Annotated in this window: 23 protein-coding genes and 1 riboswitch; of the genes, 13 read left to right on the top strand and 10 right to left on the bottom strand. The window is 74.9% G+C overall.

The genetic code is table 11. The features are described 5' to 3' along the window. Nucleotides 1–182 precede the first annotated feature (182 nt). Both AC3EVP_RS16300 and AC3EVP_RS16295 read left to right on the top strand, forming a co-directional pair. A complete protein-coding gene (locus AC3EVP_RS16300; protein WP_435130683.1) occupies nucleotides 183–2,702 on the top strand; it encodes a glycoside hydrolase family 2 protein in 2,520 nt (839 codons plus the stop codon). A gap of 193 nt (nucleotides 2,703–2,895) precedes the next feature. Further along, entirely contained in the window at nucleotides 2,896–3,759 is an 864-nt protein-coding gene (locus tag AC3EVP_RS16295; RefSeq protein WP_435130682.1) for a putative protein N(5)-glutamine methyltransferase, read from the top strand. A 10-nt stretch (nucleotides 3,760–3,769) separates the two neighbouring features. Here AC3EVP_RS16295 and nicT read toward each other — a convergent pair whose 3' ends face one another. The 7 genes from nicT to AC3EVP_RS16260 all read right to left on the bottom strand — a co-directional run bounded on the left by nicT (nucleotide 3,770) and on the right by AC3EVP_RS16260 (nucleotide 11,062). Then, nucleotides 3,770–4,843: a Nickel transporter NicT gene (nicT, locus tag AC3EVP_RS16290; protein WP_435130754.1), complete on the bottom strand. Its 1,074-nt coding sequence runs from the start codon at nucleotides 4,841–4,843 to the stop codon at nucleotides 3,770–3,772. 172 nt (nucleotides 4,844–5,015) lie between these two features. Further along, complete coding sequence (locus AC3EVP_RS16285; protein WP_435130681.1) at nucleotides 5,016–5,819, bottom strand: (2Fe-2S)-binding protein; 804 nt, start codon at nucleotides 5,817–5,819, stop codon at nucleotides 5,016–5,018. 48 nt (nucleotides 5,820–5,867) lie between these two features. Further along, complete coding sequence (locus AC3EVP_RS16280; RefSeq protein WP_435130680.1) at nucleotides 5,868–6,734, bottom strand: CbtA family protein; 867 nt, start codon at nucleotides 6,732–6,734, stop codon at nucleotides 5,868–5,870. 27 nt (nucleotides 6,735–6,761) lie between these two features. Beyond that, complete coding sequence (locus AC3EVP_RS16275) at nucleotides 6,762–6,980, bottom strand: CbtB domain-containing protein (protein ID WP_435130679.1); 219 nt, start codon at nucleotides 6,978–6,980, stop codon at nucleotides 6,762–6,764. A 39-nt stretch (nucleotides 6,981–7,019) separates the two neighbouring features. After that, nucleotides 7,020–7,175: riboswitch (cobalamin riboswitch) on the bottom strand. Then, nucleotides 7,174–8,412, bottom strand: a complete 1,239-nt coding sequence (metX, locus tag AC3EVP_RS16270) for a homoserine O-acetyltransferase MetX (protein WP_435130678.1) — start codon at nucleotides 8,410–8,412, stop codon at nucleotides 7,174–7,176. It overlaps the preceding riboswitch by 2 nt. A gap of 2 nt (nucleotides 8,413–8,414) precedes the next feature. Beyond that, nucleotides 8,415–9,782: a bifunctional o-acetylhomoserine/o-acetylserine sulfhydrylase gene (locus AC3EVP_RS16265; RefSeq protein WP_435130677.1), complete on the bottom strand. Its 1,368-nt coding sequence runs from the start codon at nucleotides 9,780–9,782 to the stop codon at nucleotides 8,415–8,417. Nucleotides 9,783–10,156: 374 nt separating this feature from the next. Beyond that, nucleotides 10,157–11,062 (bottom strand): NAD-dependent protein deacetylase, encoded by a 906-nt coding sequence (locus tag AC3EVP_RS16260; protein ID WP_435130676.1) that lies wholly within the window; start codon nucleotides 11,060–11,062, stop codon nucleotides 10,157–10,159. 93 nt (nucleotides 11,063–11,155) lie between these two features. Between AC3EVP_RS16260 and AC3EVP_RS16255 the strand changes: the two genes are divergently transcribed. Further along, nucleotides 11,156–11,383 (top strand): DUF6296 family protein, encoded by a 228-nt coding sequence (locus AC3EVP_RS16255; protein WP_335972315.1) that lies wholly within the window; start codon nucleotides 11,156–11,158, stop codon nucleotides 11,381–11,383. A 75-nt stretch (nucleotides 11,384–11,458) separates the two neighbouring features. On the opposite strand, the gene nhaA is transcribed toward AC3EVP_RS16255, so the two are convergent. Then, on the bottom strand, nucleotides 11,459–13,450 hold the full coding sequence (gene nhaA, locus AC3EVP_RS16250; protein ID WP_435130675.1) for a Na+/H+ antiporter NhaA: 1,992 nt from the start codon (nucleotides 13,448–13,450) through the stop codon (nucleotides 11,459–11,461). A 295-nt stretch (nucleotides 13,451–13,745) separates the two neighbouring features. Here nhaA and AC3EVP_RS16245 point away from each other — a divergent pair, with 295 nt between their 5' ends. The 3 genes from AC3EVP_RS16245 (at nucleotide 13,746) to AC3EVP_RS16235 (ending at nucleotide 15,736) form a co-directional block, all read left to right on the top strand. Further along, nucleotides 13,746–13,979, top strand: a complete 234-nt coding sequence (locus AC3EVP_RS16245) for an NfeD family protein (protein ID WP_335972313.1) — start codon at nucleotides 13,746–13,748, stop codon at nucleotides 13,977–13,979. Nucleotides 13,980–14,069: 90 nt separating this feature from the next. After that, entirely contained in the window at nucleotides 14,070–15,272 is a 1,203-nt protein-coding gene (locus tag AC3EVP_RS16240; protein WP_435130674.1) for an SPFH domain-containing protein, read from the top strand. 209 nt (nucleotides 15,273–15,481) lie between these two features. Beyond that, the gene (locus AC3EVP_RS16235; protein ID WP_335972311.1) at nucleotides 15,482–15,736 is read left to right on the top strand and encodes a DUF6480 family protein; all 255 of its coding nucleotides are present in this window, start codon (nucleotides 15,482–15,484) and stop codon (nucleotides 15,734–15,736) included. A gap of 30 nt (nucleotides 15,737–15,766) precedes the next feature. On the opposite strand, the gene AC3EVP_RS16230 is transcribed toward AC3EVP_RS16235, so the two are convergent. Beyond that, nucleotides 15,767–16,567: an IclR family transcriptional regulator gene (locus tag AC3EVP_RS16230; RefSeq protein ID WP_435130673.1), complete on the bottom strand. Its 801-nt coding sequence runs from the start codon at nucleotides 16,565–16,567 to the stop codon at nucleotides 15,767–15,769. A gap of 478 nt (nucleotides 16,568–17,045) precedes the next feature. Between AC3EVP_RS16230 and AC3EVP_RS16225 the strand changes: the two genes are divergently transcribed. The 7 genes from AC3EVP_RS16225 to AC3EVP_RS16195 are packed head-to-tail and all read left to right on the top strand — an operon-like array spanning nucleotide 17,046 to nucleotide 24,066. Further along, the gene (locus AC3EVP_RS16225) at nucleotides 17,046–18,095 is read left to right on the top strand and encodes an ABC transporter substrate-binding protein (RefSeq protein WP_335972309.1); all 1,050 of its coding nucleotides are present in this window, start codon (nucleotides 17,046–17,048) and stop codon (nucleotides 18,093–18,095) included. Nucleotides 18,096–18,137: 42 nt separating this feature from the next. Next, complete coding sequence (locus AC3EVP_RS16220; protein WP_435130672.1) at nucleotides 18,138–19,160, top strand: NrtA/SsuA/CpmA family ABC transporter substrate-binding protein; 1,023 nt, start codon at nucleotides 18,138–18,140, stop codon at nucleotides 19,158–19,160. Continuing rightward, complete coding sequence (locus AC3EVP_RS16215) at nucleotides 19,157–20,017, top strand: ABC transporter permease (protein WP_335972307.1); 861 nt, start codon at nucleotides 19,157–19,159, stop codon at nucleotides 20,015–20,017. The genes AC3EVP_RS16220 and AC3EVP_RS16215 overlap by 4 nt, the downstream gene beginning before the upstream one ends. Beyond that, nucleotides 20,014–20,871: an ABC transporter ATP-binding protein gene (locus AC3EVP_RS16210; RefSeq protein WP_435130671.1), complete on the top strand. Its 858-nt coding sequence runs from the start codon at nucleotides 20,014–20,016 to the stop codon at nucleotides 20,869–20,871. Before AC3EVP_RS16215 ends, AC3EVP_RS16210 begins: the two co-directional genes overlap by 4 nt. Next, the gene (locus tag AC3EVP_RS16205; protein ID WP_435130670.1) at nucleotides 20,868–21,782 is read left to right on the top strand and encodes an ABC transporter substrate-binding protein; all 915 of its coding nucleotides are present in this window, start codon (nucleotides 20,868–20,870) and stop codon (nucleotides 21,780–21,782) included. Before AC3EVP_RS16210 ends, AC3EVP_RS16205 begins: the two co-directional genes overlap by 4 nt. Then, nucleotides 21,779–22,867 carry an LLM class flavin-dependent oxidoreductase gene (locus tag AC3EVP_RS16200; protein ID WP_435130669.1) on the top strand — a complete coding sequence of 363 codons (1,089 nt, stop codon included), beginning with the start codon at nucleotides 21,779–21,781 and terminating at the stop codon, nucleotides 22,865–22,867. The genes AC3EVP_RS16205 and AC3EVP_RS16200 overlap by 4 nt, the downstream gene beginning before the upstream one ends. Then, entirely contained in the window at nucleotides 22,867–24,066 is a 1,200-nt protein-coding gene (locus AC3EVP_RS16195) for a M20 metallopeptidase family protein (RefSeq protein ID WP_435130668.1), read from the top strand. The genes AC3EVP_RS16200 and AC3EVP_RS16195 overlap by 1 nt, the downstream gene beginning before the upstream one ends. On the opposite strand, the gene paaK is transcribed toward AC3EVP_RS16195, so the two are convergent. Further along, nucleotides 24,032–25,348 (bottom strand): phenylacetate--CoA ligase PaaK, encoded by a 1,317-nt coding sequence (gene paaK, locus AC3EVP_RS16190; protein WP_435130667.1) that lies wholly within the window; start codon nucleotides 25,346–25,348, stop codon nucleotides 24,032–24,034. The two genes, AC3EVP_RS16195 and paaK, sit on opposite strands and share 35 nt — an antisense overlap. Between the last annotated feature and the right edge of the window lie 127 nt (nucleotides 25,349–25,475).

Genomic DNA, 25,475 nt, shown 5'->3' with positions numbered 1-25,475 from the left:
CGCTCGCAGCGGCCGCGCCGACGCCGCGCCCGGACTGAACCGGTTCGGTACGGCAGGGCCAGTGCACCGGTCCACCCCTGTTGCCGGCCGCCCGCCGTGCTTTACCGTTTAATGCGCGCCGGACAGGGGCGCCGCCGGTGCAGCGGTCGCCGGGACGGTCAGCAGCAGGCAGGGGAACAGGGATGAAGGACGCCACGCCGGTCGCCGAGGGCTGGGCGCTGACGGTACCCGGCCGGGGCAGCGTGCCCGCGACGGTGCCGGGGTGCGTGCACACCGACCTGATGGCCGCCGGGGTGATCCCGGACCCGTACCTGGACCGCAACGAGACCGAGGTGGCGTGGGTCGGCCGCGCGGACTGGCGTTACGAGACGGCGCTGCCGCCGGCCGCGCCCGGACACGAGCGGACCGACCTGGTCTTCGACGGGCTGGACACCGTGGCCGAGGTCCGGCTCGGCGCACGGGTGCTCGGCCGCACCCGCAACATGCACCGCGCGTACCGCTTCGACGTCACCGACGCGCTCGACACGGCCGCGGACACCCCGCTGACCGTCGCCTTCACCTCCGCGTACACCGAGGCCGAACGGGTCCGCGCGCTGCTCGGCGCGCGCCCCAACGCCTATCCCGAACCCTTCCAGTACATCCGGAAGATGGCCTGCTCCTTCGGCTGGGACTGGGGGCCGACCCTGGTCACCGCCGGCATGTGGAAGCAGGTGCGGATCGAGCGCTGGTCCACCGCGCGGCTGGCCGGCGTGGTGCCGCAGGTCACCGTCGCCGAGGGCACCGGCCGCGTCGAGGCGCGGATCGAGCTGGAGCGGACCGCCGCCGGCGCCGCCCGGCCGCTGACCGTACGGCTGCGGGTCGGCGACAGCGTCGCCGAGGCCACCGCCGCACCCGGCACCGACCGCCTCACCGTCGGCTGCGAGGTGCCCGGCGCCCGGCTGTGGTGGCCGCGCGGCTACGGCGAACAGCCGCTGTACGCCTGCGAGGTGACCGTCCTGGACGGCGCCGAGCCGCTCGACACCTGGCAGCGGCGGATCGGTTTCCGCAGCGTCGAACTGGACACCGCGCCCGACGCGCACGGCTCGGCGTTCACCTTGCGGGTCAACGGCACCGCCCTGTTCGCCCGCGGCGTCAACTGGATTCCCGACGACGCCTTCCCCAGCCGGGTCGACGCCCCGCGCTACCGCGCCCGCCTGGCGCAGGCCGCGGCCGCCGGGGTGGACCTGGTGCGGGTGTGGGGCGGCGGGATCTACGAGAGCGACGACTTCTACGACGCCTGCGACGAGCTGGGCCTGCTGGTCTGGCAGGACTTCCTCTTCGCCTGTGCCGCCTACCCCGAGGAGCAGCCGCTGCGCTCCGAGGTGGAGGCCGAGGCCCGGGAGAACGTCGCCCGGCTCTCCCCGCACCCCTCGCTGGTGCTGTGGAACGGCAACAACGAGAACCTGTGGGCCTTCCGCGACTGGGACTGGGAGCCCGAACTCGCCGGCGCTTCCTGGGGCGAGGGCTACTACCTGGGCCTCCTCGCCCGGGTCGTCGCCGAGACCGACCCGACCCGCCCGTACTGGGCCGGCAGCCCCTGGTCCGGCTCCTGGCGGCACCACCCCAACGACCCCGGCCACGGCACCGCCCACTCCTGGGACGTGTGGAACCGGACCGACTACACCGACTACCGCGACAGCGTCCCGCGGTTCGTCGCGGAGTTCGGCTGGCAGGCCCCGCCCGCCTACGCCACGGTGCGCCGCGCCATCGGCGACACACCGCTCACCCCGGACTCGCCCGGCATGCTCCACCACCAGAAGGCCGCCGACGGCAACGGCAAACTCGCCCGCGGCCTGGCCCGGCACTTCCCCGTCCCGGCCGACTTCGACACCTGGCACTACCTCACCCAGGTCAACCAGGCACGTGCCGTGGCCACCGGTGTCGAGCACTGGCGCGCGCACTGGCCGCGCTGCGCCGGCACCGTCGTCTGGCAGCTCAACGACTGCTGGCCGGTGACGTCCTGGGCCGCCATCGACGGCGACGGGCGGCCCAAGCCGCTCTACCACGAGCTGAAGCGGCTGTACGCGGACCGGCTGCTGACCTTCCAGGAGCGCGCGGGGGACAGCGGGGGCAGCGGGGACGGCGCTCTGGTGCTGGCCGTGGTCAACCAGGCGGCGCGGGCCTGGTCCGGCAGCGTGCTGCTGCGCCGGGTCACCGTCGAGGGCGAAGTGCTCGCGGAGGTCCGGCTGCCCTTCACCGCGGCCGCCCGCACCGTCGCCGACCTGCCGGTGCCGCCGCGGCTGCGGCCGGCGGCGGGCAGCACCGCGCAACTGCTCACCGCGGACGCCGAGCCGAACGCCGAGCGGGGCGGCGACACGGACACCGAGCCGGGGGCGGCGCGCGCGTACTGGTTCCCCGCCCGGGACAAGGACTTCGCCTACCCGCGCCCGCAGTGGGACCTCTCGTTGACCGTCCGCGACCAGGACACCGGCGGCTCCGACACCGCCGTGCCCGCCGTCGAGATCACCGTCACCGCCCGCACCCTGCTGCGCGACCTGCTCCTCCAGGCCGACCGGCTCGGCCCGGCCGCGCACACCGACCGCGGCCTGACCACGCTGCTGCCCGGCGAGCACGCCACCTTCACCGTGCACGGCTGGCCCGACCCCACCGCCGAGGCCGCGGCCGCCGCCCTGCACACCGTCAACGCCGCGGTCGTACGGTAGGTTGTCCGGCACGGCGCCGCGGACCGGGTCCGGCCGCAGCGCGCCCCGCGACGAGCCGAGGAGGTGGGACCGATCAACCGCCGCAGGACACCACGCTCGCTCCCACCGCACGGCCGCGCCCGCTGACGTCGACACCCCCGCGCGACGGCACGGCCCCAGGGAGCGACACGCTTCCCGAAAGGCACCGCCACCCATGTCCGAACCCCACGTCGCGCCCCGCCCCGGCACCGGCAGCCGCCCCGGCTGGCCGCACCCGGCCGACACCGCCGCCGAACTGCGCGCCGCCGGCTGCGTCTTCGCCGAGGAGGAGGCGGGCCTGCTGACCGAGGCCGCCGCCACCCCGCAGGAGCTGGCCGCGATGGTGGCGCGCCGCGCGGGCGGCCTGCCCCTGGAACACGTCGTCGGCTGGGCCGGGTTCGCCGGCCTGCGGATCGAGGTCGGCCCCGGGGTGTTCGTGCCGCGCCGCCGCACCGAGTTCCTGCTCGCCCGCGCCGCCGCCCTGCTGCGCCCCGGCGCGGTCGTGCTGGACCTGTGCTGCGGGTCCGGGGCGGTCGGCGCCGCACTCGCCGCGGCCGCGCCCGGCGTCGAACTCCACGCCGCCGACCTCGACCCCGCCGCCGTGCGCTACGCCCGCCGCAATCTGGCGGCCGCCCGCGGCCAGGTCCACCAGGGCGACCTGTTCGCGCCCCTGCCGCCCACCCTGCGCGGCCGGGTGGACATCCTCACCGCCAACGTCCCCTACGTGCCCACCGGCGACATCCCGCTGCTGCCCGCCGAGGCCCGCGACCACGAGGCACCGCTCGCCCTCGACGGCGGCGCCGACGGCCTGGACCTGCTGCGCCGCGTCGCCCGCGACGCCGCCACCTGGCTCGCGCCGGGCGGCACCCTGCTCTCCGAGGCCAGCCGGGCCCAGGTCCCCGCCGCCCTGCGCGCCCTGCGCGCCGGCGGCCTGACCGCGGCCACCGCCCACGACCCCGACCTGGAGGCCACCGTGCTGCTGGCCACCCGCCCGCACCCCGGGCCCGCCCCGCACCGGTCACCGCGGGAGCGGCCCTGAGCGGCGGGCCCTACTCCGGGCCGGCGTCGGCGGTGCGCAGGCCGGTGGACCACTTCTCCTCGATGTTGCCGTACTTCCAGACGGCCAGGGCCACGGCCCAGGTGAGGAAGAACAGGCCGACGATGACGTAGCCCACAATGTTGAGGTCCAGCCCGCCGATCCAGTCCCAGAAGGAGCCGTGCAGACCGGCCTTGTCGGAGATCAGGCCGAGCAGTTCGACGGTGCCGATGATCAGGGCGACCGCGACGGACAGGCCGGTGATGGTGAGGTTGTAGTAGACCTTGCGGACCGGCTTGGAGAACGCCCACTCGTACGCGAAGTTCATGAACGAGCCGTCGATGGTGTCCAGCAGGCACATGCCGGCGGCGAAGAGGATCGGCAGGCACAGGATCGCGTACCAGGGCAGGCCCGAGGCGGCGCCGGAGCCGGCCAGCACCAGCAGCGCGATCTCCGTGGCGGTGTCGAAGCCGAGGCCGAAGAGCAGGCCGATCGGGTACATCTGCCACGGCTTGCTCACGGACTTCATCAGCCGGCCCAGCAGGCGGTTCATCAGACCGCGGTTGTTGAGCTGGTCCTCCAGCGCCGCCTCGTCGAACTCGCCGTGCCGCATCCGCCGGAAGACCTTCCAGATGCCGCCCAGGATCAGCAGGTTGACCAGCGCGATCGCGTACAGGAACGTGCCCGAGACGGTGGTGCCGATCCAGCCGGTGACGTCGTGCAGCCCGGAGTTGTCGTGCGCCACCGGGTCGGCGAGCGACCTGATGCCCAGGGAGAGCAGGAAGGACAGCCCGAAGACGATCGAGGAGTGGCCGAGCGAGAACCAGAAGCCGACCGACAGCGGCCGCTTGCCCTCGCCCATCAGCTTGCGGGTGGTGTTGTCGATCGCGGCGATGTGGTCGGCGTCGAAGGCGTGCCGCATCCCGAGCGTGTAGGCGGTGACGCCGATGCCGACCCCGAAGACGCCGGTGCCCGTCCGGTAGTGGTGCGGGGCGACGATCACCGCGAGCGTGAACCAGCCGATGACGTGCAGCGCCACGATGAAGCCGGCCATACCGCCCAGCCGGGTCCACTCGGCACGCGACATCGACGCCGATATCCGCTGGAGGCGGGACCCCGCGGCGGGGCGGGTCTGGATGATGGAGGTCAACGTTGCGTCCTTTGCGACCGGGGGCGGGACACCTCGATGCGACACATTACTTGTTGCAAGTTGCTCGCAACAAGACCGGGTCCTCATGCCCGCAACGCTTTGACCTGCTTCATCCCGGGCGCACCGGCACACGGGAGAGCGCACAGTCGCCGCACAGCGCCCCGGCGTGCCCCGGCGCGGCCCGGTAGATCAGGCAGCAGCTGCGCCGCCGGAAGGCGCCGTGGCCCCCGCCGGCGTCCGCCGGGGTGAGGTGCCCGGCGCCGCGCAGCGGGCCGCCGGCCAGCAGCAGCCCGGTCAGCGCGCGGGCCCGCGCGGCGGCCTCCGGGCGGGCCGCGGCGACCATGCGGGCGGCGCCGGCGAGCGCGGACGCGGTGTTGCCCCGCAGGACGTGCGGGGAGACGCGGGAATCCGCGCAGGCCGCGGTCAGTTCGCGGACCGGGCCGGAGAGGACCGCCGCCGCGAACGCGTCCGCAACCCCACCAGTCTCCGCGGGCCCGGTCTCCGCCGGGGCGGGCGGGTCCGCCGCGCGGCCGGGCAGCCCCGGCAGGGCCAGCGGGTAGGGGCCGCCGAGCGCGGGCTGCCAGCGCAGGTCGGACAGCCGTACGGCGCCGGGCACGTGCCCGTACAGCACGGCCAGCGCCAGGTAGGGGGAGAGCAGCCGGGCCACCAGGCCCAGGTGGGTCACGGACGCGGCCACCCGCTCCTCGACCGCGTCCGGCTGCTGCCCGCCGCCCGCGGCCAGCACCCCGCGTACGGCGGCCACGCGGGCGGCCAGTACGCCGCTGCCGTCTGCCAGCTCGGCCATCGACCGCCAGCCGGAGCCGCCGCCGGCCGCGTCGGCCGCCGCAGCGCTCTCGACCGCGAAGAACGGCCCCAGCTCCGCCAGGGCCGCTCTCGTCTCATCGCCGTGCACGGCGCCACCCTGCCGCGGCAGGGTGAGGTGGCGCGCCGAGGCGCCCCCTCACGCCTCCACCGGGCCGACCCGGGGCGCCCGCGCGGCGCGGCCGGTCGGCGAGGCGCTCAGCACCCGCTCCGAAAGCGGCCCGAAGACCAGCGCGATCGCCGACCACAGCAGCAGCTGCGCGGCCACCGAGTACAAGCGGAACCGGAACAGCACGTCCGCAGGGAAGCCCGGGTAGACGATCCGCCCCGCCGGGTCGGTCAGCGGCTGAGGTGTCTCCGTGGCGTGGTCGCCGTACTGCTCGCGGTTGGCGGCCAGGTGTCCCAGCGCGGGCAGCAGGCCGATCACGACGCAGATGGCGGCCACGAAGGCCGCACCGGCCAGCAGCGTGGCGTTCCACGTGCCGAACCGCCCCTGGAGCCGCCGCCCCAGCCACACCGCCAGCGCGAGCAGCGTGATCGAGCAGACCACCATGACCAGGTAGAGCCCGGTGCGGGCCTTGATGGTGTCCTCGTGCCCGATCGCGGGCGGGTTCGCCGGGTACTTCACGAACGGCACCAGGTAGAAGCCGAGGAAGCCGCCGCCGGCCACCAGCAGCGCCAGCGTGCGCGGCCGGACGCCGCCGACCCGCCCCAGGCACACCGTGTAGACCACCGCGAAGAGGGCGCCCATCGCGGCACCGAAGAGGACCAGGCCCACGCCCATGCCGACATCGGCCTGGACGGTGCGGCTGAACAGGTCGGGGCCGTCCGGCGAGACCGGCAGGCCCGCGGCCTTGTCTAGGGCGCTTTGCGCCGCGTCCCGGCCGCTCTCGTAGCTGATCGCCCGGTTGATCTGCGGTTCGGCGAAGATCCGTGCGAAGACGAACGCGAGCAGCCCGCCGATCGCGCCGGCGAGCACGCCGCGCAGTACGAGTCGTTTCTCCATGTCGAGTTGTCCGCCTGCCTGTTGTCGTCAGTGGCAGGGGAAGCCGAGGAAGTGCCGCGCGTCGTGCACGAACTCGTGGATGTGCATGTCCCGGCCGAAGACGGACACCGCGCCCTGGTCGACGCCGATGAAGTAGTAGGCGGCCAGCGCCAGGAGCGCGCTGCCGACCAGCCAGAGCACCGCCTTGGAGACGGGCAGGACGACCGGCGTGGCCTCGGTCGACGAAGGGGTGGACACAGAACTCACGGGTGGGGCCTCCTTCGGGGATACAGCGTCCCTCGGTTCGAGTGGGGCGGCGTGACGGCGGAGTATCTGACTCCCGGACGCCCCCAGAGGCGACCGGTACACAGTGGCGCGACCGTGCCGGAGTTCCACCGGCTTCCTCACACCATCACGAACGACCAGCGTACGGGCGGGCGAACCGGCACGTCAACGCATGTCACCTGCTTCCCGCCACACCGCGCGGGGGCCGCCGCGCCGCCGGAGGCGGCATCAACTCCCCGACCAGCGCCGCCACTTGATCCACCTCGATGAGGAAGCCGTCATGCCCGTACGGCGAGCGGATCGTCCGCGTCCGGTCCGCGCCCGGGATGCCCGCCGCCAACTCCTCCTGCTGCGCGGTCGGGTAGAGCCGGTCGGAGTCGACCCCGGCCACCAGCGCGGGCGCCGTGACCCGCCGCAGCGCCGCCGCGGTGCCGCCCCGCCCGCGCCCCACGTCATGGGCGTTCATCGCCTCGGTGAGCACCACATAGCTGCCCGCGTCGAACCGGCGCACCAGCTTGTCCGCGTGGTGGTCGAGATACGACTCCACCGCGTACCGGCCGCCGTGCCAGGGCAGTTCACCGCGCTGCGGGTCCCGGCCGAAGCGCGCCCGCAGTTCCGGCTCGCTGCGGTACGTCAGGTGCGCCAGCCGGCGGGCCTGGCCGAGACCGGCGTGCGGGCCGCCGCCCGGCCCGGCGCCGTGGTAGTCGCCGCCGCGCCAGGCCGGGTCGGCCCGGATCGCCCGCAGCTGCACCGACGCCCAGCCGATCTGCTCGGCACTGGCCGCCGCCGGGCAGGCGAGCAGCAGCAGCGCGCCGACCCGCTCCGGGCGGCCGGCCGCCCACTCCAGCGCCCGCATGCCGCCCATCGACCCGCCGACCACCAGCGCCCACCGGTCGATGCCCAGCGCGTCCGCCAGGCCCGCCTCGGCCGCGACCTGGTCGCGCTGGGTCAGGAACGGGAAGGCGCCGCCCCACGGCCGCCCGTCCGGCCGGGCGGTGGCCGGGCCGGTGCTGCCCTGGCAGCCGCCCAGCACGTTGGGCGTCACCACGAAGAAGCGGTCGGTGTCCAGCGCCCGGCCCGGCCCGACCAGCGCGTCCCACCAGCCGGCCGTGGGATGGCCGGGCCCGGCAGGGCCGGCGACGTGGCTGTCCCCGGTCAGCGCGTGCAGCACCAGGACCGCGTTCGAGGCGTCGGGCGCGAGGCGGCCCCACGTCTCGTACGCCAGCCGCACCTCCGGCAGTTCGCCGCCCGCCTCCAGCGCGAGCGGCCCCGGGGCGCGGTGCCAGCGCCGCCGCCCGGGCGGGTCCCCCGGCCGCCACGCCCCGGAGGCGGGCGGCGGGAGGACCCCGCCGGCGGGTTCCGGGGCGGCGCCGGCGGGCGATCCGGCGCCGGGGACCGGCGGCGTGCCGGGCACGGTCAGGACGCGCCCTTGGCCGCGCGGAACCCTGCTTCCAGGTCCGCCTTGAGGTCCGCGACGTTCTCGATGCCGACCGACAGCCGCACCAGGCCGGGCGTCGCACCGGTCTGCGCGAGCTGCGCCTCGTCGAGCTGGCTGTGCGTGGTGGAGGCCGGGTGGATGATCAGGCTGCGCACGTCGCCGATGTTCGCCAGGTGGCTGAAGAGCCGCACCGCGTCCACGAACCGCCGGCCGGCCTGTGCGCCGTCGCGCAGTTCGAAGGCGAGCACCGCGCCCGCACCGCGCGGCAGGTAGCGCTGCCCGGCCTCGTACCAGGGGCTGGAGGGCAGGCCCGGGTAGTGCACCGCCGCGACCTCGTCGCGGGCCTGGAGCCACTCCGCGAGCTCCTGCGCGTTAGAGGAGTGCCGCTCCAGCCGCAGGGACAGCGTCTCGACACCCTGGAGCAGCAGGAACGCCGAGTGCGGCGACAGCGCCGGGCCGAGGTCGCGCAGCAGCTGCACCCGCAGCTTGACCGCATAGGCGCCGGGGCCGAGCGCCGGCCAGTACTGGAGGCCGTGGTAGCTCGGGTCGGGCGCGGAGAAGTCCGGGAAGCGGTCGGCGTGCGCCCCGAAGTCGAAGCTCCCGCCGTCCACGACCACACCGGCGATGGTGGTGCCGTGGCCGCCGAGGAACTTCGTCGCCGAGTGCACCACCACGTCCGCGCCGTGCCGCAGCGGCTGGAGCAGGAAGGGCGTCGGCACCGTGTTGTCCACGATCAGCGGCACCCCCTCGGCGTGCGCCGCGTCCGCCACGGCCTGGACGTCCAGCACGTTGCCGCGCGGGTTGCCCAGCGTCTCGGCGAAGAACGCCTTGGTGTTCGGCCGCACCGCCGCCCGCCACGCGGCGGTGTCGTCCGGGTCGACGAAGGACACCTCGACGCCGAACCGCGGCAGGGTGTGCTTGAAGAGGTTGTACGTCCCGCCGTACAGCGACGAGCCGGCCACCACGTGGTCGCCGGCGCCCGCCAGCGTCAGGATCGCCAGGGTCTCCGCGGCCTGGCCGGACGCCAGCGCCACCGCGGCGACCCCGCCCTCCAGTGCGGCGATCCGCTGCTCGAACACGTCCTGGGTCGGGTTGTGGATGCGGGTGTAGATGTTGCCCGGCTCGGCCAGCGCGAACAGGTCCGCGGCGTGCTGGGTGTCGCGGAAGACGTACGACGACGTCTGGTAGATCGGCACCGCCCGCGCCCCGGTCGCCGGGTCGGGCACCGCCCCCGAGTGGACCTGCCGGGTCTCGAACGACCAGTTCGGCTCCTCGGTGGCGGCGGCGACGGCGGTCTCGGGTGTGTGCCCGGCGGTCACGGCGTCGACGGGCTGCTGCTCGGTCATGGTTCTCCCTGTGCTGGGGCGCGTACGGGTGGCGCTGCGGGTGTCCTGCAGAGGTGCGCGCGGGTACGCCACCGGCGCCCGCGGGGCCGTACCCCCCGGGGGTGGACACCGGGGGCGGGGCGGGGCGTTGACGACGGCGGAGGCGTACGGCGCGAGGCGTACGGCGACGGTCCGGCGGTGCGGCGGACGTCAGCGCGCGCCGGGACACCCCGTGGTCGTGACGCGCGCGTAGTCCACGTGGCGGCGCTTCACGAACGGGGTCATGCGGCCCATGGAAGCACGGCCGGGCGCGGCTGTCCCGGCTGCGGCGCAGGCTTAACACGGCGTTGGTATTCGCCGCCCCCGGCCCGCCCCGGGCCAGCGCGCGGGTCTGCTCAGCCGACCGGGGCGAGGCGCTCGGCCAGCGCGGTCAGAGCGGGGCCGAGCGGCAGGTCGAGGCGGAGCGCGGCCAGGTCGTCGCCCCGGGTGGGGCCCTGGTTGACGATGGCCACCGGGGTGCCGTGCTTGGCCGCGTGGCGCGCGAACCGCAGCCCCGACATCACCGTGAGGGAGGAGCCGGCCACCAGCAGCAGCGACGCGGCGTCCACCAGCGCGTAGCTCGCGTGCACCCGGGGGAGCGGCACCTGCTCGCCGAAGAACACCACGTCGGGCTTGAGCACGCCGCTCCCGCACACCGCGCAGCCGACCGGGCGGAAGGACGCGACGTGCTCGGCGGGCAGCTCCGCGTCCCCGTCGGCCGCGATCCGGGCCGCGAGCGCGCGAAATCCCGGGTTCGCCGCGTCCAGCCGCTCGGCCAGGTCCGTACGCGGCCCGCGGGCCCCGCAGTCCAGGCAGACCACTGCGTGCAGGCTGCCGTGCAGCTCGACCGCGTCGGCCGTGCCCGCGGCGGCGTGCAGCCCGTCCACGTTCTGCGTGACCACGCCCGTCACCAGCCCGGCCGCGGCCAGCCGCGCCACGGCCCGGTGGCCCGCGTTCGGCCGGGCCCCGGCGATCGACGGCCAGCCGACGTGGCTGCGCGCCCAGTACCGGCGGCGGCCCTCCGCGCTGCCGGTGAACTCCTGGTACGTCATCGGGCTGCCGCGCCGCCGCCGGCCGGTCTCGCCGCGGTAGTCGGGGATGCCCGACTCCGTGGACAGCCCCGCCCCGCTCAGCACCACGACGCCGCCGCGCGACACCAGCGGCAGCAGGGGCGCCAGCGCCGCCAGGGCCTCGGCGCCGATCCCTGCGTCCGTGCCGATGCCCGCGTCCGTGCCCGTGCCTGCGCCCACGCCGGTGTCCATGCCGGCAGCCTACGTCCGCGGCGGCCCGCCCCGAGAGGCGGAAACCGCCGATCTGCGCGATGATGGAGTACTGCCCTGGGGAGGTGTGTGCCCATGGAGGAGTACCCCGCCGTCTACGAACTGGTCTTCCAGGCCCCCGCCGTCGAGGACGACGTCGTCGTCGTCCACCGCACCGACGCGTCGGGCGCGGGCGGCTACCCCGTCTACGAGGACGAGACCGGCATCGTGCGTGCCGAGATCAGCGCCGAGGGCGAGGTCCGGATGATGGCCAGTGGCGGCCACCAGCAACCGGTGCCGCCGCACGCGGTCCGGGCGGCCTGAGGCCCGCCCCCGACGGCCGGGCCGGGCACGGCAACAGCGCCGTGCCCGGCCCGGCCGTCGGCATGCCGCCGCCGCTCACCCCTGGCGCCCGGCGCCGTCCACCAGCACCGCCCGGTCGCGCGCGGCCACCACGGCCGCGGACAAGCTCGCGATGTCGTACGCGCCGTGGTGCCGGCGGCCGTTGATGAAGAACGTCGGCGTGCCGGAGACCCGGCTCAGGTCCGCCGACTCCACGTCCCGCGCGACCCGCGCGGCGCCCTTGCGGGCCTTGAGCGCGTGCCGGAACCTGTCCACGTCCAGTCCCAGCCGGTCCGCGTGCCGGAGCAGGTCCTTCACGCCCAGCTCGTCCTGGCTGGTGATGAGCAGGTCCCGCATCTCCCAGAAACCGCCCTGGAGCGCGGCCGCCTCCGACGCCTCCGCGGCGAGCTGCGCGTGCGGGTGCACATCGGTCAGCGGCAGGTGCCGCCAGACGTAGCGCACGTCCCCGAAGTCGGCGAGCAGCTCGCGCACCACGCCCTCGGCCTGCCCGCAGTAGGGGCACTCGAAGTCGCCGTACTCGACCACGGTCACCGGCGAGTTGAGCGGGCCGCGCACATGGTCCAGCTCCGGGTCGACCGGCTCGGCCAGGTCCACCACCGACTGCGCCGTGCCCAGCAGCGCCCGCGCCCGCCGGGCCGCCGGCAGCCGCGAGGTGACCAGCGCGACCACGGACGTGCTCAGCATCGCGAAGACCACCGCGCTGAGCACCCCGATCTTCGCCTCGTCCAGCTGCTGGCCGGTGAACGCCAGCGTCGCGATCAGCAGCGACACGGTGAAGCCGATCCCGGCGATGGTGCCACCCCCGGTCACCGCGCCCCAGCCGACCGGCGGGCGCATCCGGCCCCGGCTGAGCCGGGTGGCCAGCGCGGTGGAGCCCACGATGCCGATCGGCTTGCCCAGGCCGTACGCCAGCAGGATGCCCAGCGTGATCGGGGAGGTGTACGCCCGCGCCAGCAGCGAGCCGTTGATCTCGATCCCGGCGTTGGCGAGGGCGAACAGCGGCACGATCACATAGCTGGACCAGGGGTGCCACAGCCGCTGCAGCCGGTCGTTGGGGGACAGCGCGGAGGCCAGGCCGAGCCGCGCCTCCCGCTCCAGCTCGGGCGTGGGCTGCTCGCGGAAGGACCGGAACAGGCCGCTGGCCCGCTCCAGCGCCTCGCGCGGCGCCGGATACGCGAACGCCAGCAGGCCGATCACCAGGCCCACCACCACCGGGTCCACCCCGGAGTGCACGAACGCCGTCCACGCCGCGATCCCGAGCACCGCGTACGGGCCGCCGCGCCGTACCCCGGCCCGCCGGATCACGGCCACCACCGCCAGCAGGCCGATGCCGACCGCCAGCGGGGTCCAGGAGATGTGCTCGCTGTAGGCGACCGCGATCACCGCGAGCGCCACGAAGTCGTCGACCACGGCCACGGTGAGGATGAAGGTGTGCAGCCGGCGCGGGAAGCGCGCGCCGAGCAGCGCGAGCATGCCCAGCGCGAACGCGGTGTCCGTGGACATCGCGGCGCCCCAGCCGTGGCCGGCGTGCCCGCCGGAGTTCACCGCGAGGTAGATCGCCACCGGCACGACCATGCCGCTGACCCCGGCCAGCAGCGGCAGCGCGATCCGGCGCCGGTCGCGCAGCTCGCCCATGTCGAACTCGCGCCGCGCCTCCAACCCCACCACCAGGAAGAACAGCGTCATCAGGCCGCTGTTGACCCACTCGCGCAGGTCCAGGTCGACGCCGTGGCCGCCCCACTGCACCGACAGCCGGGTCGCCCACACCGAGGCGTAGTCGCCCGGCGCCGCGTTGACCCACACCAGCGCCGCGACGGTCGCGGCGAGCAGCACCGCGGCGCTGCCGGTCTCGGTGCGGATGTACGCCCAGGGCGACGCGGTGCTGTCGCGGTCGCGCTCGCTGCGGTCCGCGTCGTCGTCCTGGTCCGGCGGACCGGCCCGGTCCGCCGCGTCCGGCAGATCCGGGCGGTCCTGCTCCCGCGACCGGTCCGGATCATCCGGCGAGGGAGCCCTGAAGCTCCGGAACATCCAGCCTCCCACTGTGTGAACTGCGCTGATCTCACCCTGGCACGTCCGGGTGCCGTCCGGCACGCGCACACCGCGCCGGCGGCATCCGGTGCGCCAGACACCCGAACCGGCCGGGCCCGCCGATCATTCCAGCCGCCCGCGGCGGGCTGGCGGCAACTGCCGGCTCCGGGCGGGAACCGCGCGGGCGCGGCGCGCGTATTCCGTAGCGACCGCTGGTGATCCCCGGGGGGTCCCAGGTGGGAGGATGGTCACGGTCGGAATTCGCACCACCACGACGACAAGGGGGCGGCCGGGGATGGCACGGGACGACGCCGTGATCGGCCGCACGGGGGAACTGCTGATCGGCACCCGGGGACCCGCCGGTCCAGGCGAGGTCCTGGTGCGGGTCAGAGGCGGCTCCGAGACCTTTCTCGCCTGGTCGGACGAACCCCTGCCCGAGGGGGCGACCGTGCTCGTGGTGGAATCCCGCGGCAGCCGCCAGGTCGATGTCATCCAGTGGCTCGACGGAGTAGACGCACCGGCGGGCTGAGCCGGGTGCGACGGGGGCACGTGCCGCGCGTGGGCCGCGCGGGTGCGCACCCGGGGCGCCGGTTCGGCCGCGCACAGAAGGGGACTATGGATGTTGGGATATCGCGTACCCGCGCCCGATGAGGCGATGCTCATCTCGGGCGGCCGGCGGGGGTTGGGAGGTGCCCCCTTCCGGGTGGTGACCGGCCACGGCAAGTTCGTCCTCCCCGTGTTCCGCAAGACCCGGTTCCTGACCCTCGCCATGTGCGAGGCGGAGGTCTCCGAGAAGTGCGTGACCCGGCAGGGCATCGCGCTGACGGTCAAGGCGGTCATCGCGTTCAAGGTCGGCAACGACCACGAGAGCATCGTCAACGCCGGGCAGCGCTTCCTGTCCGACCAGGACCAGATGGCGGTCCTGACCGGCCGGATCTTCGCCGGCCACCTGCGGTCGATCATCGGCTCGATGACGGTCGAGGAGATCGTCACCGAGCGGCAGAAGCTGGCCACGGAGGTGCTGGAGACCTCCAAGTCCGAGATGGCCAAGATCGGGCTGACGGTGGACTCGCTCCAGATCCAGTCGATCGACGACGGGGACACCGGCTACATCGACGCGATGTCGGCGCCGCACAAGGCCGCCATCCAGCGGCAGGCGCAGATCGCGCAGGCCCAGGCCACCCAGGCGTCGGTGGAGGCCCAGCAGGTCGCGGCGCGCAACCAGGCCGAGTACGCGCGGCAGACCGCGGTCGTGCAGGCGGAGTACAACGCCGAGGTGGACCGGGCGCAGGCCCAGGCCGCCCAGGCGGGGCCGCTCGCCCAGGCACACGCCCAGCAGGAGGTGCTCGCCGCGCAGACCGAACTGGCGCTGCGCGCGGCCGAGCTGCGCCAGCAGCAGCTGGTCGCGGAGATCGTCAAGCCGGCCGAGGCCGAGGCGGAGCGGATCAGGGTGCTGGCCGTGGCCGACGCCGAGCGGATGCGCATCCAGGCCGCCGCGGCGGCGTCGCACGACCGGGTCGCGCTGGACCGGATGCTCATCGACCAGCTGCCGCAGATCGTCAAGGAGGCGTCGGCGGGCCTGTCCGGCGCCAACGTCAATGTGCTCAACGGCGCGGACGGCCTCAGCGAGATCGCGGCGGGGCTGGTCAGCCAGGGGCTGACGATCCTGGACTCGGTCCGCAAGAACCTCGGCGGCGAGCAGGGCGGCGAGGCGCCCGGCGCCGGGCTGGCGCTGCGCGGGCAGGTCGGCGGGAAGGGCGGGCGCGGCGCGTCCTCCTCGTCCTCCTCGTCGTCGTCCGACGGTCCGGTCGACATCGACTGAGCTGCCGAGCAGCCGGCGCCACGGGTACGGCGTCCGTCCGCCCCTGCACGGGGGAGGGGCGGGCGCCGTACCCGTTCGCGGGGGCGCGCGGTATGGCGCCCGGTGGTGGGATTCGTGTGGTTTGTCCGGCTTTCCCGGGGTACGCGCCTGGGGGTACGACCTTCCCGGGGTCCCTCCCGCGGACCCGCGCGACCGGACGGAGCGGCGACATGGCGACCACCACTGCCCACGGCAACCCGCACGTGGCCGACGAGGGGCTGAGCATCTCCGGGGACGCCCGGCCGCGGCCCGGCGAGACGCCGCCGGCGGAGTCGGGGGTCTCGGACCTGGACGGCCCGGAGCGCGAGGCGCTCAGCCGCGGGTGGGGCGCCCTGCCGATCAGCCTGATCATGGCGGTGGTGGTGCTCTTCGTCGCCGGGCTGCTGGGCTGGGCGCTCCAGATGATCATCTGGCCGTCGAGCTGACCGGTCCGCCCGGCGCTCGGGGCTGACCGGTCAGTCGGCCAGTGCGGAGCGGCGCTGCGCGGGCGGCAGCAGCAGGACCTCGAGCGCCGCGGCGCAGGCCCGGGCACGGGCGACGAACCAGGGCAGCCGGGCGTCGGTGAGCACGTCGGGCGTGGAGCGCACCGCGAGCGCGGCGTGCGCGTGCCCGTCGGCGTCCAGCACCGGTACGGCCGCGGTGCGCACCCCGTACGCCGACTCGCCGTCGTTGAGCGCGTAGCCGGCCGCTTTCGCCCGGTCCAACTCGGCGCGCAGCGTGTCCAGTTCGGTGATGGTGCGGTCGGTGTGCGCCCGCAGCGGGGGCAGCGCCGCGAGGTCGGGCCCGCCCGGGGGCGCCCACGCCAGCAGCACCTTGCCCAGGGCGGTGGAGTGCAGCGGGCGGCGCAGGCCCAGGCCCGCCGTCGGGTTCACCGAACTGCCCACCAGGATCACCGCGTGGTCGCCGCTGCGGATCGCGAGGTCGGCCGTGGTGCCCGTGGCCCGTGCCAGCGCGTCGAGTTCGGGCTCGGCCAGGTGCATCCCCCGCTGGTGCAGGGAGAGTTGGCCGAGTTCGGCGACGGACGGGCCGAGCCGGTAGCGGGCGGTGTGCGCGTCCTGCTCCAGGAAGCCGGCCGCCACCAGGGTGCGGGCCAGCCGGTGCGCGGTGGACACCGACAGGTCCATCCGGCGGGCGAGTTGGGAGGCGCTCAGCTCGCCCGCGTTGTCCCGGAAGCAGTGCAGCAGCCGCAGCGCGCGGGTGACCGCCTGGGCTCCTGGGGGCGCGTCGGCGGCCTTGGGGCGCGCATCCGTCGTCATGGCCCAAGCATGCGGAGGCTGCCACCATCTGGCAACTGTTGCCAGAACATTGCGCCATGTCTCCCGCGGTGAACTCTCGCCGACAACCGCATCCCACATCGTGGGAAGTGTTGCCCGCGGCGGCATCGGTGTGCCAGCCTCCGTTGCAGACCGCACGCCGCACACCCAAGACGGAAGGGAGCCACCCGTGACCAGTACGTCCGGCCTGCTCAGCGCCTTCCGCCCGACCCTGTGCGCGCGGCTGTACCTGGACCTCGGCAGGTCCCGCGGCGCCAGCTGTCGCTGACCCCGGCTGCCGTACCCCTTCCCGCGTTGCGGTGCCCCGGGCCCGCCCGGCCCCCGGCCGAGCCCGGCCGCGCGCCCCCCGTCAGACCCCCGCGGCGCCCCCGCCGCACCCCCCGCCGAAGCACCCCGCAGGCCCGTGCACGCCGTGCCCCGGTCCGCCGCCTCCCGCGCCCAACTCCCGCCTGGAGCCCCCATGTCCGCAACGGACGAGATCTGGTTCACCCGCTGCCCCGTGCCCACCGCCACCGGCATCGCCGCCGACCGGGGCACCCTGGCGGCCGAGTTCGCCCCCGACGGCATCGCCGTACGCTCGCTGCGCGACGCCGCCGCGGACAAGGACGGCGACGGGCTGCCGCTCAGCCACTTCACCCACGAACTCGCCGCGCTCTTCCGCGAAGGCGGCAACGTCCCCGCGCTGTGGGCGCGTTCACGCGGCGAGGCGACCCGGGTGATCGCGCTGACCTGGATCGAGGAGCGGCAGTCCATCCTGGTGCGCGCCGGCAGCGACCTGCGCGGCCCCGAGCAGCTGCGCGGCCGGAAGCTGGCCGTGCCCCGCCACGACATCGCGATCGACTTCTGGCGGGCCATGGCGCTGCACGGCCACGCCGGAGCCCTGGGGCTGGCCGGACTGACCCTTGACGACGCCCGCCTGGTCGACGTGCCCGGCGTCAGGCAGGGCCAGTGGGAGGGGGAGCTGGCGGCGCTGCGGGACGGCGTGGTCGACGCGGTCTACGTCAAGGGCGCCCTCGCCGTCGAGGCGGCCCGCCGCTACGGCGCCGAGGTCGCCGTCGACCTGGACGCCGCGCCCGACCGCCGCAGCCGGGTGAACAACGGCACGCCCCGCCCGATCACCGTCCACCAGCGGCTGCTGGACGAGCGGCCCGACCTCGTCACCCGCTTCCTCGCTGTGCTGCTCGACGCCGCCGAGTGGGCCGCGGGCCACCCCGGCGACCTCGCCCGCATCCTCGGCGCCGAGACCGGCGCCGGACCCGACGGGGTGGCCGGCGCCTACCGCGCGGGCACCGCGGGCAGCCTCGGGCTCGACCTGAGCCCGGAGCGGCTGGAGCTGCTCGCCCAGCAGGAGCGGTTCCTGTCCGCGCAGGGTTTCCTGCCCGAGCCGGTCGACGTCGCCGCCTGGGCCGACCACGAACCGCTGCGCCGGGCCCGGGAGCTGCGCGCGGCCCGCGCCCAAGGCGCCGCCACCTCCGCCACGGCCGCCGCACCGGCCCCCGCCACCCCCTGAACCCGTGCCGCCCGCGGCCACGCCCCTTCCTGGAGACCTCCCGTGAACGTCCGTCAACCAGCTCTCGCCCTCACCGCCCTGATCGCCGCGCTGTCCCTGGCCGCCTGCTCCTCGTCCTCCTCCGGTTCGGCCCGCGCGGACGCCGGCGGCAGTGGCGCGACCGTCACCGTCCGCATCCCCGACGGCGGCAACTCCGGAGTGCTCGCCCTCGGACGCAAGGACGGCTCGCTCGCCAAGGCCCTGGCCAAGGTGCACGCCAAGGTGGCCTGGACCGGCACCGCGGGCGCCTTCGCCCCCGCCGCGCAGGAACTCGACGCCAACGCGCTGGACTTCGCCGAGGGCTCCATCACCTCCGCGATCGCCGCGCTCGCGCAGACCCCCGGCTTCAAGCTGTTCTCCGCCGTCGACCCCGACGAGCTGGGCGAGGGCATCCTGGTGAAGAAGGACTCCGGCATCAACAGCGTCAGCGACCTGGTCGGCAAGAAGGTCGCCGTCTGGCACGGCGGCACCAGCGAGTACCTGCTGCTCAAGGCGCTCCAGCAGAACCACATCCCCGCCGACAAGGTCAAGCGGGTCTACCTCCAGCCCAACCAGGTCGGCCCGGTCTTCAACTCCGGCCAGGTGGACGCCTGGTCGACCTGGGCGACGTACTCCGTCCCCGCCCTCGCCAACTCCGGCGCCCGCTTCCTGACCACCGGCGGCCAGGTCGGCTCGGACAACTACGCGGTCTGGGCGGTCCGCAACGGCTTCGCCACCCAGCACCCCGAGGTCGTCAAGGCGCTCTACGCCTACCTGCACGACGCCGGGCTGAAGCAGCAGCAGAACCCCGCGGCCTACCTCAACGTCAAGACCAGCTCGGGCCCCGAAGCCGTCAGCCCGGCCCAGCGCGCCGTCGAACTGCCCATCGACAAGGCGCTCGGCACCGCCCAGCCGATCGGCGCGACCCAGCTCGCGCACTTCGCCACCGTCGCGCAGTTCTTCGCCGCACAGAAGATCACCAAGGGTGTCTTCGACGTCAAGCCGTACGTCATCGACATCGACACGACCGCTGCGAGCGCGAAGTGAGCGGCGCGCTCGCCGACACCCCTCTCGGCACCTCCACCGACCCGGTGGCGCCCGGGCTGGTCGCCCCGCGCCCGAAGACCGTACGGCCCAGGCCGCGCGCGCTCAGCCTGGGCCTGCGGCTGCTCGGCCCGGTCGCGCTGCTGCTGGTCTGGATCTGGGCGTCCGCCTCCGGCACGCTGAGCCCGTCGCTGCTCGCCTCGCCCCGCCAGGTGCTCTCCGCGTTCAAGGAGCTGTGGACCAGCGGACAGCTCGGCGACGCGCTGTCGGTGTCGCTGACCCGCGCCGGGCTCGGCCTGCTCATCGGCGCCTCGGCCGGACTCGTCCTCGGCGTGCTGACCGGCTTCTCCCGGCTCGGCGAGGAACTCCTCGACTCCTCCATGCAGTTGCTGCGCACCATCCCGTTCCTGTCCCTGGTGCCGCTGTTCATGGTCTGGTTCGGCATCGGCGAGACCGCCCGGGTGGTGCTGATCGCGGTCGCGACCAGCTTCCCGATGTACGTCTCGGCCGCCGGCGGGGTGCGCAACACCGACCGCAAACTCGTGGAGGCCATGCGCAGCTTCGGGATGGGCCGGCTGGCGCTGGTCCGCGAGGTGGTGCTGCCCGGGGCCCTGCCCGCGCTGCTGTCCGGGCTGCGGCTGTCGATGACGCTCAGCGTGATCGCGCTGATCGCCGCCGAGGAGATCAACTCCACCGCCGGCATCGGCTACCTGATGTCCACCGCGCAGGAGTACAGCCGCACCGACATCCTCACGGTCTGCATCCTCATCTACGCGCTGATCGGACTGGTCGCGGACGGCAGCGCCCGGCTGCTGGAACGGGTGCTCATGCCGTGGCGGACGCAGGGGGCCGCGCGATGAGCGAGCCACTGACGTCCAAGACGTCCAAGGCACCCGGCGGGCCCGGCGGCCGCGCCGCCGCCGTCCGCATCCGCGGCCTGCGCCGTACCTTCGGCGGCCGCGACGTGCTCGACGGCCTCGATCTCGACATCGCGCAGGGCGAGTTCCTCGCGCTGCTCGGCGCCAGCGGCACCGGAAAGACCACGCTGCTGCGGATCATCGGCGCCCTCGACCGCCATGACGGGGGCAGCGTGCTGGTCCCCGAGTCGCGCACCGTCGTCTTCCAGGAGCCGCGCCTGGTGCCGTCCAAGCGGGTGCTGGCCAATGTCACGGTCGCGCTGCCGCGCGGGGCGCGCACCAAGGAGACCGGGCGGCGGGCCCTGGCCGAGGTCGGGCTCGACCGGCACGAGGACGCCTGGCCGGCCACCCTGTCCGGCGGCGAGGCCCAAAGGGTCGCGCTGGCCCGCGCGTTGATCCGCGAGCCGGAACTCCTGCTGCTGGACGAGCCGTTCGCCGCGCTCGACGCGCTGACCCGGCTGCGCATGCACGAGCTCGTCGGCGAACTCTGCCGCCGCCACCGGCCCGCCGTCCTGCTCGTCACCCACGACGTCGACGAGGCGATCCGGCTCGCCGACCGGGTGGCCGTCCTGCGCGACGGCCGCCTCGCCTCCGACGAGCGCATCACCCTCGACCACCCCCGCGACAGCGCCGACCCCCGCTTCGCGGCCCTGCGCACCCGTCTGCTGTCCACCCTCGGGGTCCATCCCGCCACCCCGCCCGCCGCTGCCCCCGAGCCGCCTCCCGCGGACGGTCCGGCGGGCGGCGGACCACGTACCGGCTCAACTTCCCTCGTGACCAAGGAGCGTTCCGCATGACCGTCAACATCGGTGTCCACAAGGCCAATCCGTCGCTGTACTACCTGTCGCGGCTCGGGCTGCTCGAAGAGGCGCTGGGGGAGGCGGGGGAGAGCGTGGTGTGGCACCAGGCGGGTGGCCTGGCGACCGCGGGCGCGCTGGCCGACGGCACCATCGACTTCGGCGGGACCGGGTCGACGCCGCCGCTGTCGGCCCAGGCCGACGGGCACGACCTGGTGTACGCCGCGGTGTCCGCGCCGCGCCCCGGGCACGGTGCGCTGCTGGTGCGCGCGGACAGCGACATCGCCTCGCCCGCGGACCTCGGGGGCCGCACCGTGCAGCTCGCGATCGGCTCGTGGCAGACCCACTTCGTCGCGAAGTCCCTGGCCCTGCGGGGCCTTTCCTACGGCGCCGACATCACCGCCCAGCGCTCGGACGACGGTTCGTACGCGCGGCTGCTGGACGGCGGCATCGACGCGTGGGTGGCGCAGGGCGCGGAACTGACGGCGGCCCGCCGGGACAGCCGGCTGCGCATCCTGGCCGAGGCGGGCGACCTGATCGCCGACCGCTCGGTGTTCTTCACCCGCCGCGAACTGGCCGACACCCGACCGGAGCTGGTCGAGACCATCGTGCAGGCGCTGCGGGCGGCCGACAGCTGGGCCGCCGAGCACCTGGACGAGGCCGCCGAGATCGCCGCGGCCGACCAGGGCGGCAGCGCGCCGGACTGGCGGGAGGCACTGGCGGCACTGCCCTGGCGGCTGGAGCCGGTCTCGGACGCCTTTGTCGCCGAGCAGCAGGAGGCCGCCGACATCCTCGCCGCCGCGGGCTTCCTGGCCCGCCCCATCACCGTGGCGGACGCCCGCCACCCCGGCCTGGACGCCGCCGCCGCCCGCGCCCTGGCCGCCGCGCCCGCCGCATCCTCGGAGAAGTGACCGTGCCCAGCCCCGAGATCCTCTGGTACATCATCCCGCGCGAAGGCGCCTACCCCTGGGAGCCGGCCGGCCGCCGCACCACCGACCTGGCCTACCTCCAGCAACTCGGTGTCGCCGTCGACCGGTCGGGCTACGACGGCGCGCTGTTCGCCACCGACCTGTACGACGTGTGGCCGCTGGCCAGCGCGATCGCCGCCCAGACCCGGCCGAGCTTCAAGCCGCTGCTCGCGGTCCACCCCGGGCTCATCTCGCCCACCGTGCTCGCCAAGATGGCCCTGACCTTCGCCCACCTCTTCGGCCCGGACCGGCTGCGCTTCAACGTCGTCAACGGCTCCACCGAGGCCCTGCGCCAGGCGGGCCTGAACCTGGAGCACGACGAGCGGTACGAACTCAGCGCCGAGTACTGGGACATCGTCAAACGGCTCACCGCCGGCGAGGTCTTCGACCACAAGGGCCGCTTCTACGACCTGACGAACGCCGGCGCCGCCCTGCGCGAACTGGCCCCGCTCCAGGGCGGCGTGCACACCCCGCTGTGGTTCGGCGGGTCCTCCGCGCCCGGCATCGAGATGGCCGCGCAGCACGTCGACGTCTACCTCACCTGGGGCGAGCCGCCGCACCTGCTGAAGGAGAAGCTCGACCGGGTGCGCGAGCGCGCCGCCCACCACGGCCGCGAACTGCGCCTGGGCCTGCGGCTGCACCTCATCGTGCGCGACACCGAGGAGCAGGCCTGGGCCGCCGCCGACCGGCTGCTGGACGTCACCAGCCAGGCGACGTACACCCGGATGCTCGGCGACCCCGGGAGCAAGGACGGCGAGGGCTGGGCCCGGCAGTTCCGGCAGCACGGCGGCCGGGTGCCCAAGCACGCACGGGAGTTGGAGAAGCACCCCAACCTGTGGCCGGGCATGAGCCTGTTCCGGCCGGGCCCCGGCACCGCCGTGGTCGGCTCCACCGCCCAGGTCATCGAGCGGCTGCGGGAGTTCCAGGAGCTGGGCGTGGACACCTTCATCCTGTCCGGCAACCCGCTGCTGGAGGAGTCCTACCGCATCGCCGAGACGGTACTGCCCGCGCTGCGGGGCAGCGCCTGATGAACGACCTGGTGGCGCAGGCCCGTTCGCTCGGCCTCGACCGGCTGCGGCGGCAGCTGCACGCGCACCCGGAGACCGGGCTGCACCTGCCCCGCACCCAGCAGGCGGTGCTCGCCGCGCTCGACGTGCCGGGCGTGGCGGCCACCCCGGGCAGCGCGCTCAGCTCGGTGGTGGCGGTGGTCTCCGGCGCGCGCCCGGGACCCACGGTGCTGCTGCGGGCCGACCTGGACGCGCTGCCGTTCCCGGGCGGGCCGCGCCACGTGTGCGGCCACGACCAGCACGCCGCGATGCTGGTCGGGGCCGCGCACCTGCTCGCCGCCCGGCGGGAGGACTTCGCCGGCGACGTCCTGCTGATGTTTCAGCCGGGGGAGGAGGGGCACGACGGCGCCCGGCTCATGCTCGCCGAGGGCCTGCTGGAGACCACCGGCAGCCGCCCGGTCGCCGCGTACGCGCTGCACTCCAGCGCGTCGGCGCCGGCGGGCGTCTTCAGCAACGCTGCCGGGCCCGCGCTGGCCGCCAATGGCACCCTGACCGTCACCCTGCACGGGCGCGGCGGGCACGGGGCCTGGCCGCACCGCGCCCGCGACCCGATCCCGGCGCTGGCCGCACTCGTCACCGCGCTGGGCGCGCTGCCGGCCCGGCGCTTCGACCCGTTCGACCCGGTGGTCCTCACCGTCGGCGCCCTTCACGCTGGCACCCGGCCGAACATCATCCCGGCGCAGGGCAGCCTCGAAGCGACCCTGCGGGCGCTGTCGGACACCGCGCTGGCCCGGCTCGCCGAGGAGGCCGGGCACGCCGCCCGCGGCATCGCCGCGGCCCACGGGCTCCAGGCACAGGTGGAGTACGTCCCCGGGTACCCGGCCACGGTGAACGACTCCGCCGAAGCCGACCTGGTCGGCCGGGCCGTGGCCGACCTGTTCGGCGCCGATCGCTTCACCCGGGCCGCCCGCCCGGCGCTGGTGTCCGACGACATCGGCCGGGTGCTCGCCGAGGTGCCCGGGGTGATGACGAGCCTCGGCGCCTGCCCGCCCGGCCGCGACCCGGCCACCGCCCCGGGCAACCACGCGCCCGACGCGGTCTTCGACGACGCCGTGCTGCCCGACGGCGCCGCCCTGCTCGCCGAGGTCGCGCTGCGCCGCCTGTCCGCGGCGGCGGGCGGAGCGCTCACGGCGCCTCGCGCGGCTCCCGCAGGTCCCTGATCCGCTGGATCTTGCCCACCGACCGCTCCAGGCTCTCCGGGTCCACCACGCTGACCTCGACGCTCACCCCGACGCCGTCCTTGACGCCGCGGGCGATCGCCGCCGCCGCGGCCGCCCGCTGCTCGGGGCCCGCGCCGGGGCGCGCCTCGACCAGGACCGCCATGCGGTCCATCCGCGCGGGCCGGGTCAGCTCGATCCGGAAATGCGGCGCGACCGCCGGGGTGCGCAGCACGATCTCCTCGATCTGGGTGGGGAAGACGTTCACCCCGCGCAGGATGATCATGTCGTCGCACCGCCCGGTGACCTTCGCCATCCGCCGCATCGCCGGGCGGGCGGTGCCCGGCAGCAGCCGGGTCAGGTCCCGGGTGCGGTAGCGGACCACCGGCAGCGCCTGCTTGGTGAGCGAGGTGAACACCAGCTCGCCGCCCTCGCCCGGCGCCGTCACCTCGTCCGTGATCGGGTCCACCACCTCCGGCAGGAAGTGGTCCTCCCAGATGTGCAGGCCGTCCTTGCTCCCGGCGAACTCCTGCGCCACGCCCGGGCCCATCACCTCCGACAGCCCGTAGATGTCGACCGCGTCGATCCCGAACCGCTCCTCGATCTCCGCGCGCATCCCCTCCGTCCACGGCTCCGCGCCGAAGACGCCCACCCGCAGCGAGGTGCCGCGCGGGTCGACGCCCTGCCGCTCGAACTCCTCCAGCAGCGTCAGCATGTAGGAGGGGGTGATCATGATGATCTCCGGCCGGAAGTCCCGGATGATCTGCACCTGCCGCGCCGTCATCCCGCCGGACGCGGGGATCACGGTGCAGCCGGCCCGCTCGGCGCCGTAGTGCGCGCCCAGCCCGCCGGTGAACAGCCCGTAGCCGTAGGCGACATGGACCTTGTGGCCCGGGCGGCCGCCGGCCGCCCTGATCGAGCGGGCCACCACCTCCGCCCACACCGCGAGGTCCTGCTCGGTGTAGCCGACCACCGTCGGCCGCCCCGTGGTGCCGCTGGACGCGTGCAGCCGCCGCACCTCCCGCATCGGCACCGCGAACATCCCGAACGGGTACGCCGCCCGCAGGTCCGCCTTCGTGGTGAACGGGAAGTGCGCGAGGTCCGCCAGGCTCCGGCAGTCCTCGGGCCGTACCCCGGCCGCGTCGAACTTCTCCCGGTAGGCGGGCACGTGCTCGTACGCGTGCCGCAGGGTCGCCTGGAGGCGGCCCAACTGGAGCGCGGCCAGCTCGTCGGGCCCCATCCGCTCCGCAGGGTCCAGCAGTTCGTCCGGGACGCTCCCGCCCATGCCACTCTCCCTCGCGCTCCACGCCGAGCCGCAGCGCCGGACCGACCGATCGTTCGGTCCGGCTTTGCTGCCAACGAATCAGCAACGGCTCGCGCTGTCAAGGGCTTGTTCCGCACCTCGCGCCGAT

It is taken from the genome of Actinacidiphila sp. bgisy144, from assembly GCF_057708105.1.
This window is presented reverse-complemented; position numbering and strand designations above follow the sequence as displayed.

Bases quoted from the DNA above. Each gene is read 5' to 3' on its own strand.
- nicT (WP_435130754.1), bottom strand. From the start codon at position 4,843: ATGTCGCGTGCCGAGTGGACCCGGCTGGGCGGTATGGCCGGCTTCATC.
- AC3EVP_RS16195 (WP_435130668.1), top strand. From the start codon at position 22,867: ATGAACGACCTGGTGGCGCAGGCCCGTTCGCTCGGCCTCGACCGGCTG.
- AC3EVP_RS16240 (WP_435130674.1), top strand. From the start codon at position 14,070: ATGTTGGGATATCGCGTACCCGCGCCCGATGAGGCGATGCTCATCTCG.
- AC3EVP_RS16280 (WP_435130680.1), bottom strand. From the start codon at position 6,734: ATGGAGAAACGACTCGTACTGCGCGGCGTGCTCGCCGGCGCGATCGGC.
- AC3EVP_RS16205 (WP_435130670.1), top strand. From the start codon at position 20,868: ATGACCGTCAACATCGGTGTCCACAAGGCCAATCCGTCGCTGTACTAC.
- AC3EVP_RS16230 (WP_435130673.1), bottom strand. From the start codon at position 16,567: ATGACGACGGATGCGCGCCCCAAGGCCGCCGACGCGCCCCCAGGAGCC.
- AC3EVP_RS16260 (WP_435130676.1), bottom strand. From the start codon at position 11,062: ATGGACACCGGCGTGGGCGCAGGCACGGGCACGGACGCGGGCATCGGC.
- paaK (WP_435130667.1), bottom strand. From the start codon at position 25,348: ATGGGCGGGAGCGTCCCGGACGAACTGCTGGACCCTGCGGAGCGGATG.
- AC3EVP_RS16235 (WP_335972311.1), top strand. From the start codon at position 15,482: ATGGCGACCACCACTGCCCACGGCAACCCGCACGTGGCCGACGAGGGG.
- AC3EVP_RS16295 (WP_435130682.1), top strand. From the start codon at position 2,896: ATGTCCGAACCCCACGTCGCGCCCCGCCCCGGCACCGGCAGCCGCCCC.
- AC3EVP_RS16245 (WP_335972313.1), top strand. From the start codon at position 13,746: ATGGCACGGGACGACGCCGTGATCGGCCGCACGGGGGAACTGCTGATC.
- AC3EVP_RS16265 (WP_435130677.1), bottom strand. From the start codon at position 9,782: ATGACCGAGCAGCAGCCCGTCGACGCCGTGACCGCCGGGCACACACCC.
- nhaA (WP_435130675.1), bottom strand. From the start codon at position 13,450: ATGTTCCGGAGCTTCAGGGCTCCCTCGCCGGATGATCCGGACCGGTCG.
- AC3EVP_RS16225 (WP_335972309.1), top strand. From the start codon at position 17,046: ATGTCCGCAACGGACGAGATCTGGTTCACCCGCTGCCCCGTGCCCACC.
- AC3EVP_RS16210 (WP_435130671.1), top strand. From the start codon at position 20,014: ATGAGCGAGCCACTGACGTCCAAGACGTCCAAGGCACCCGGCGGGCCC.
- AC3EVP_RS16255 (WP_335972315.1), top strand. From the start codon at position 11,156: ATGGAGGAGTACCCCGCCGTCTACGAACTGGTCTTCCAGGCCCCCGCC.
- AC3EVP_RS16300 (WP_435130683.1), top strand. From the start codon at position 183: ATGAAGGACGCCACGCCGGTCGCCGAGGGCTGGGCGCTGACGGTACCC.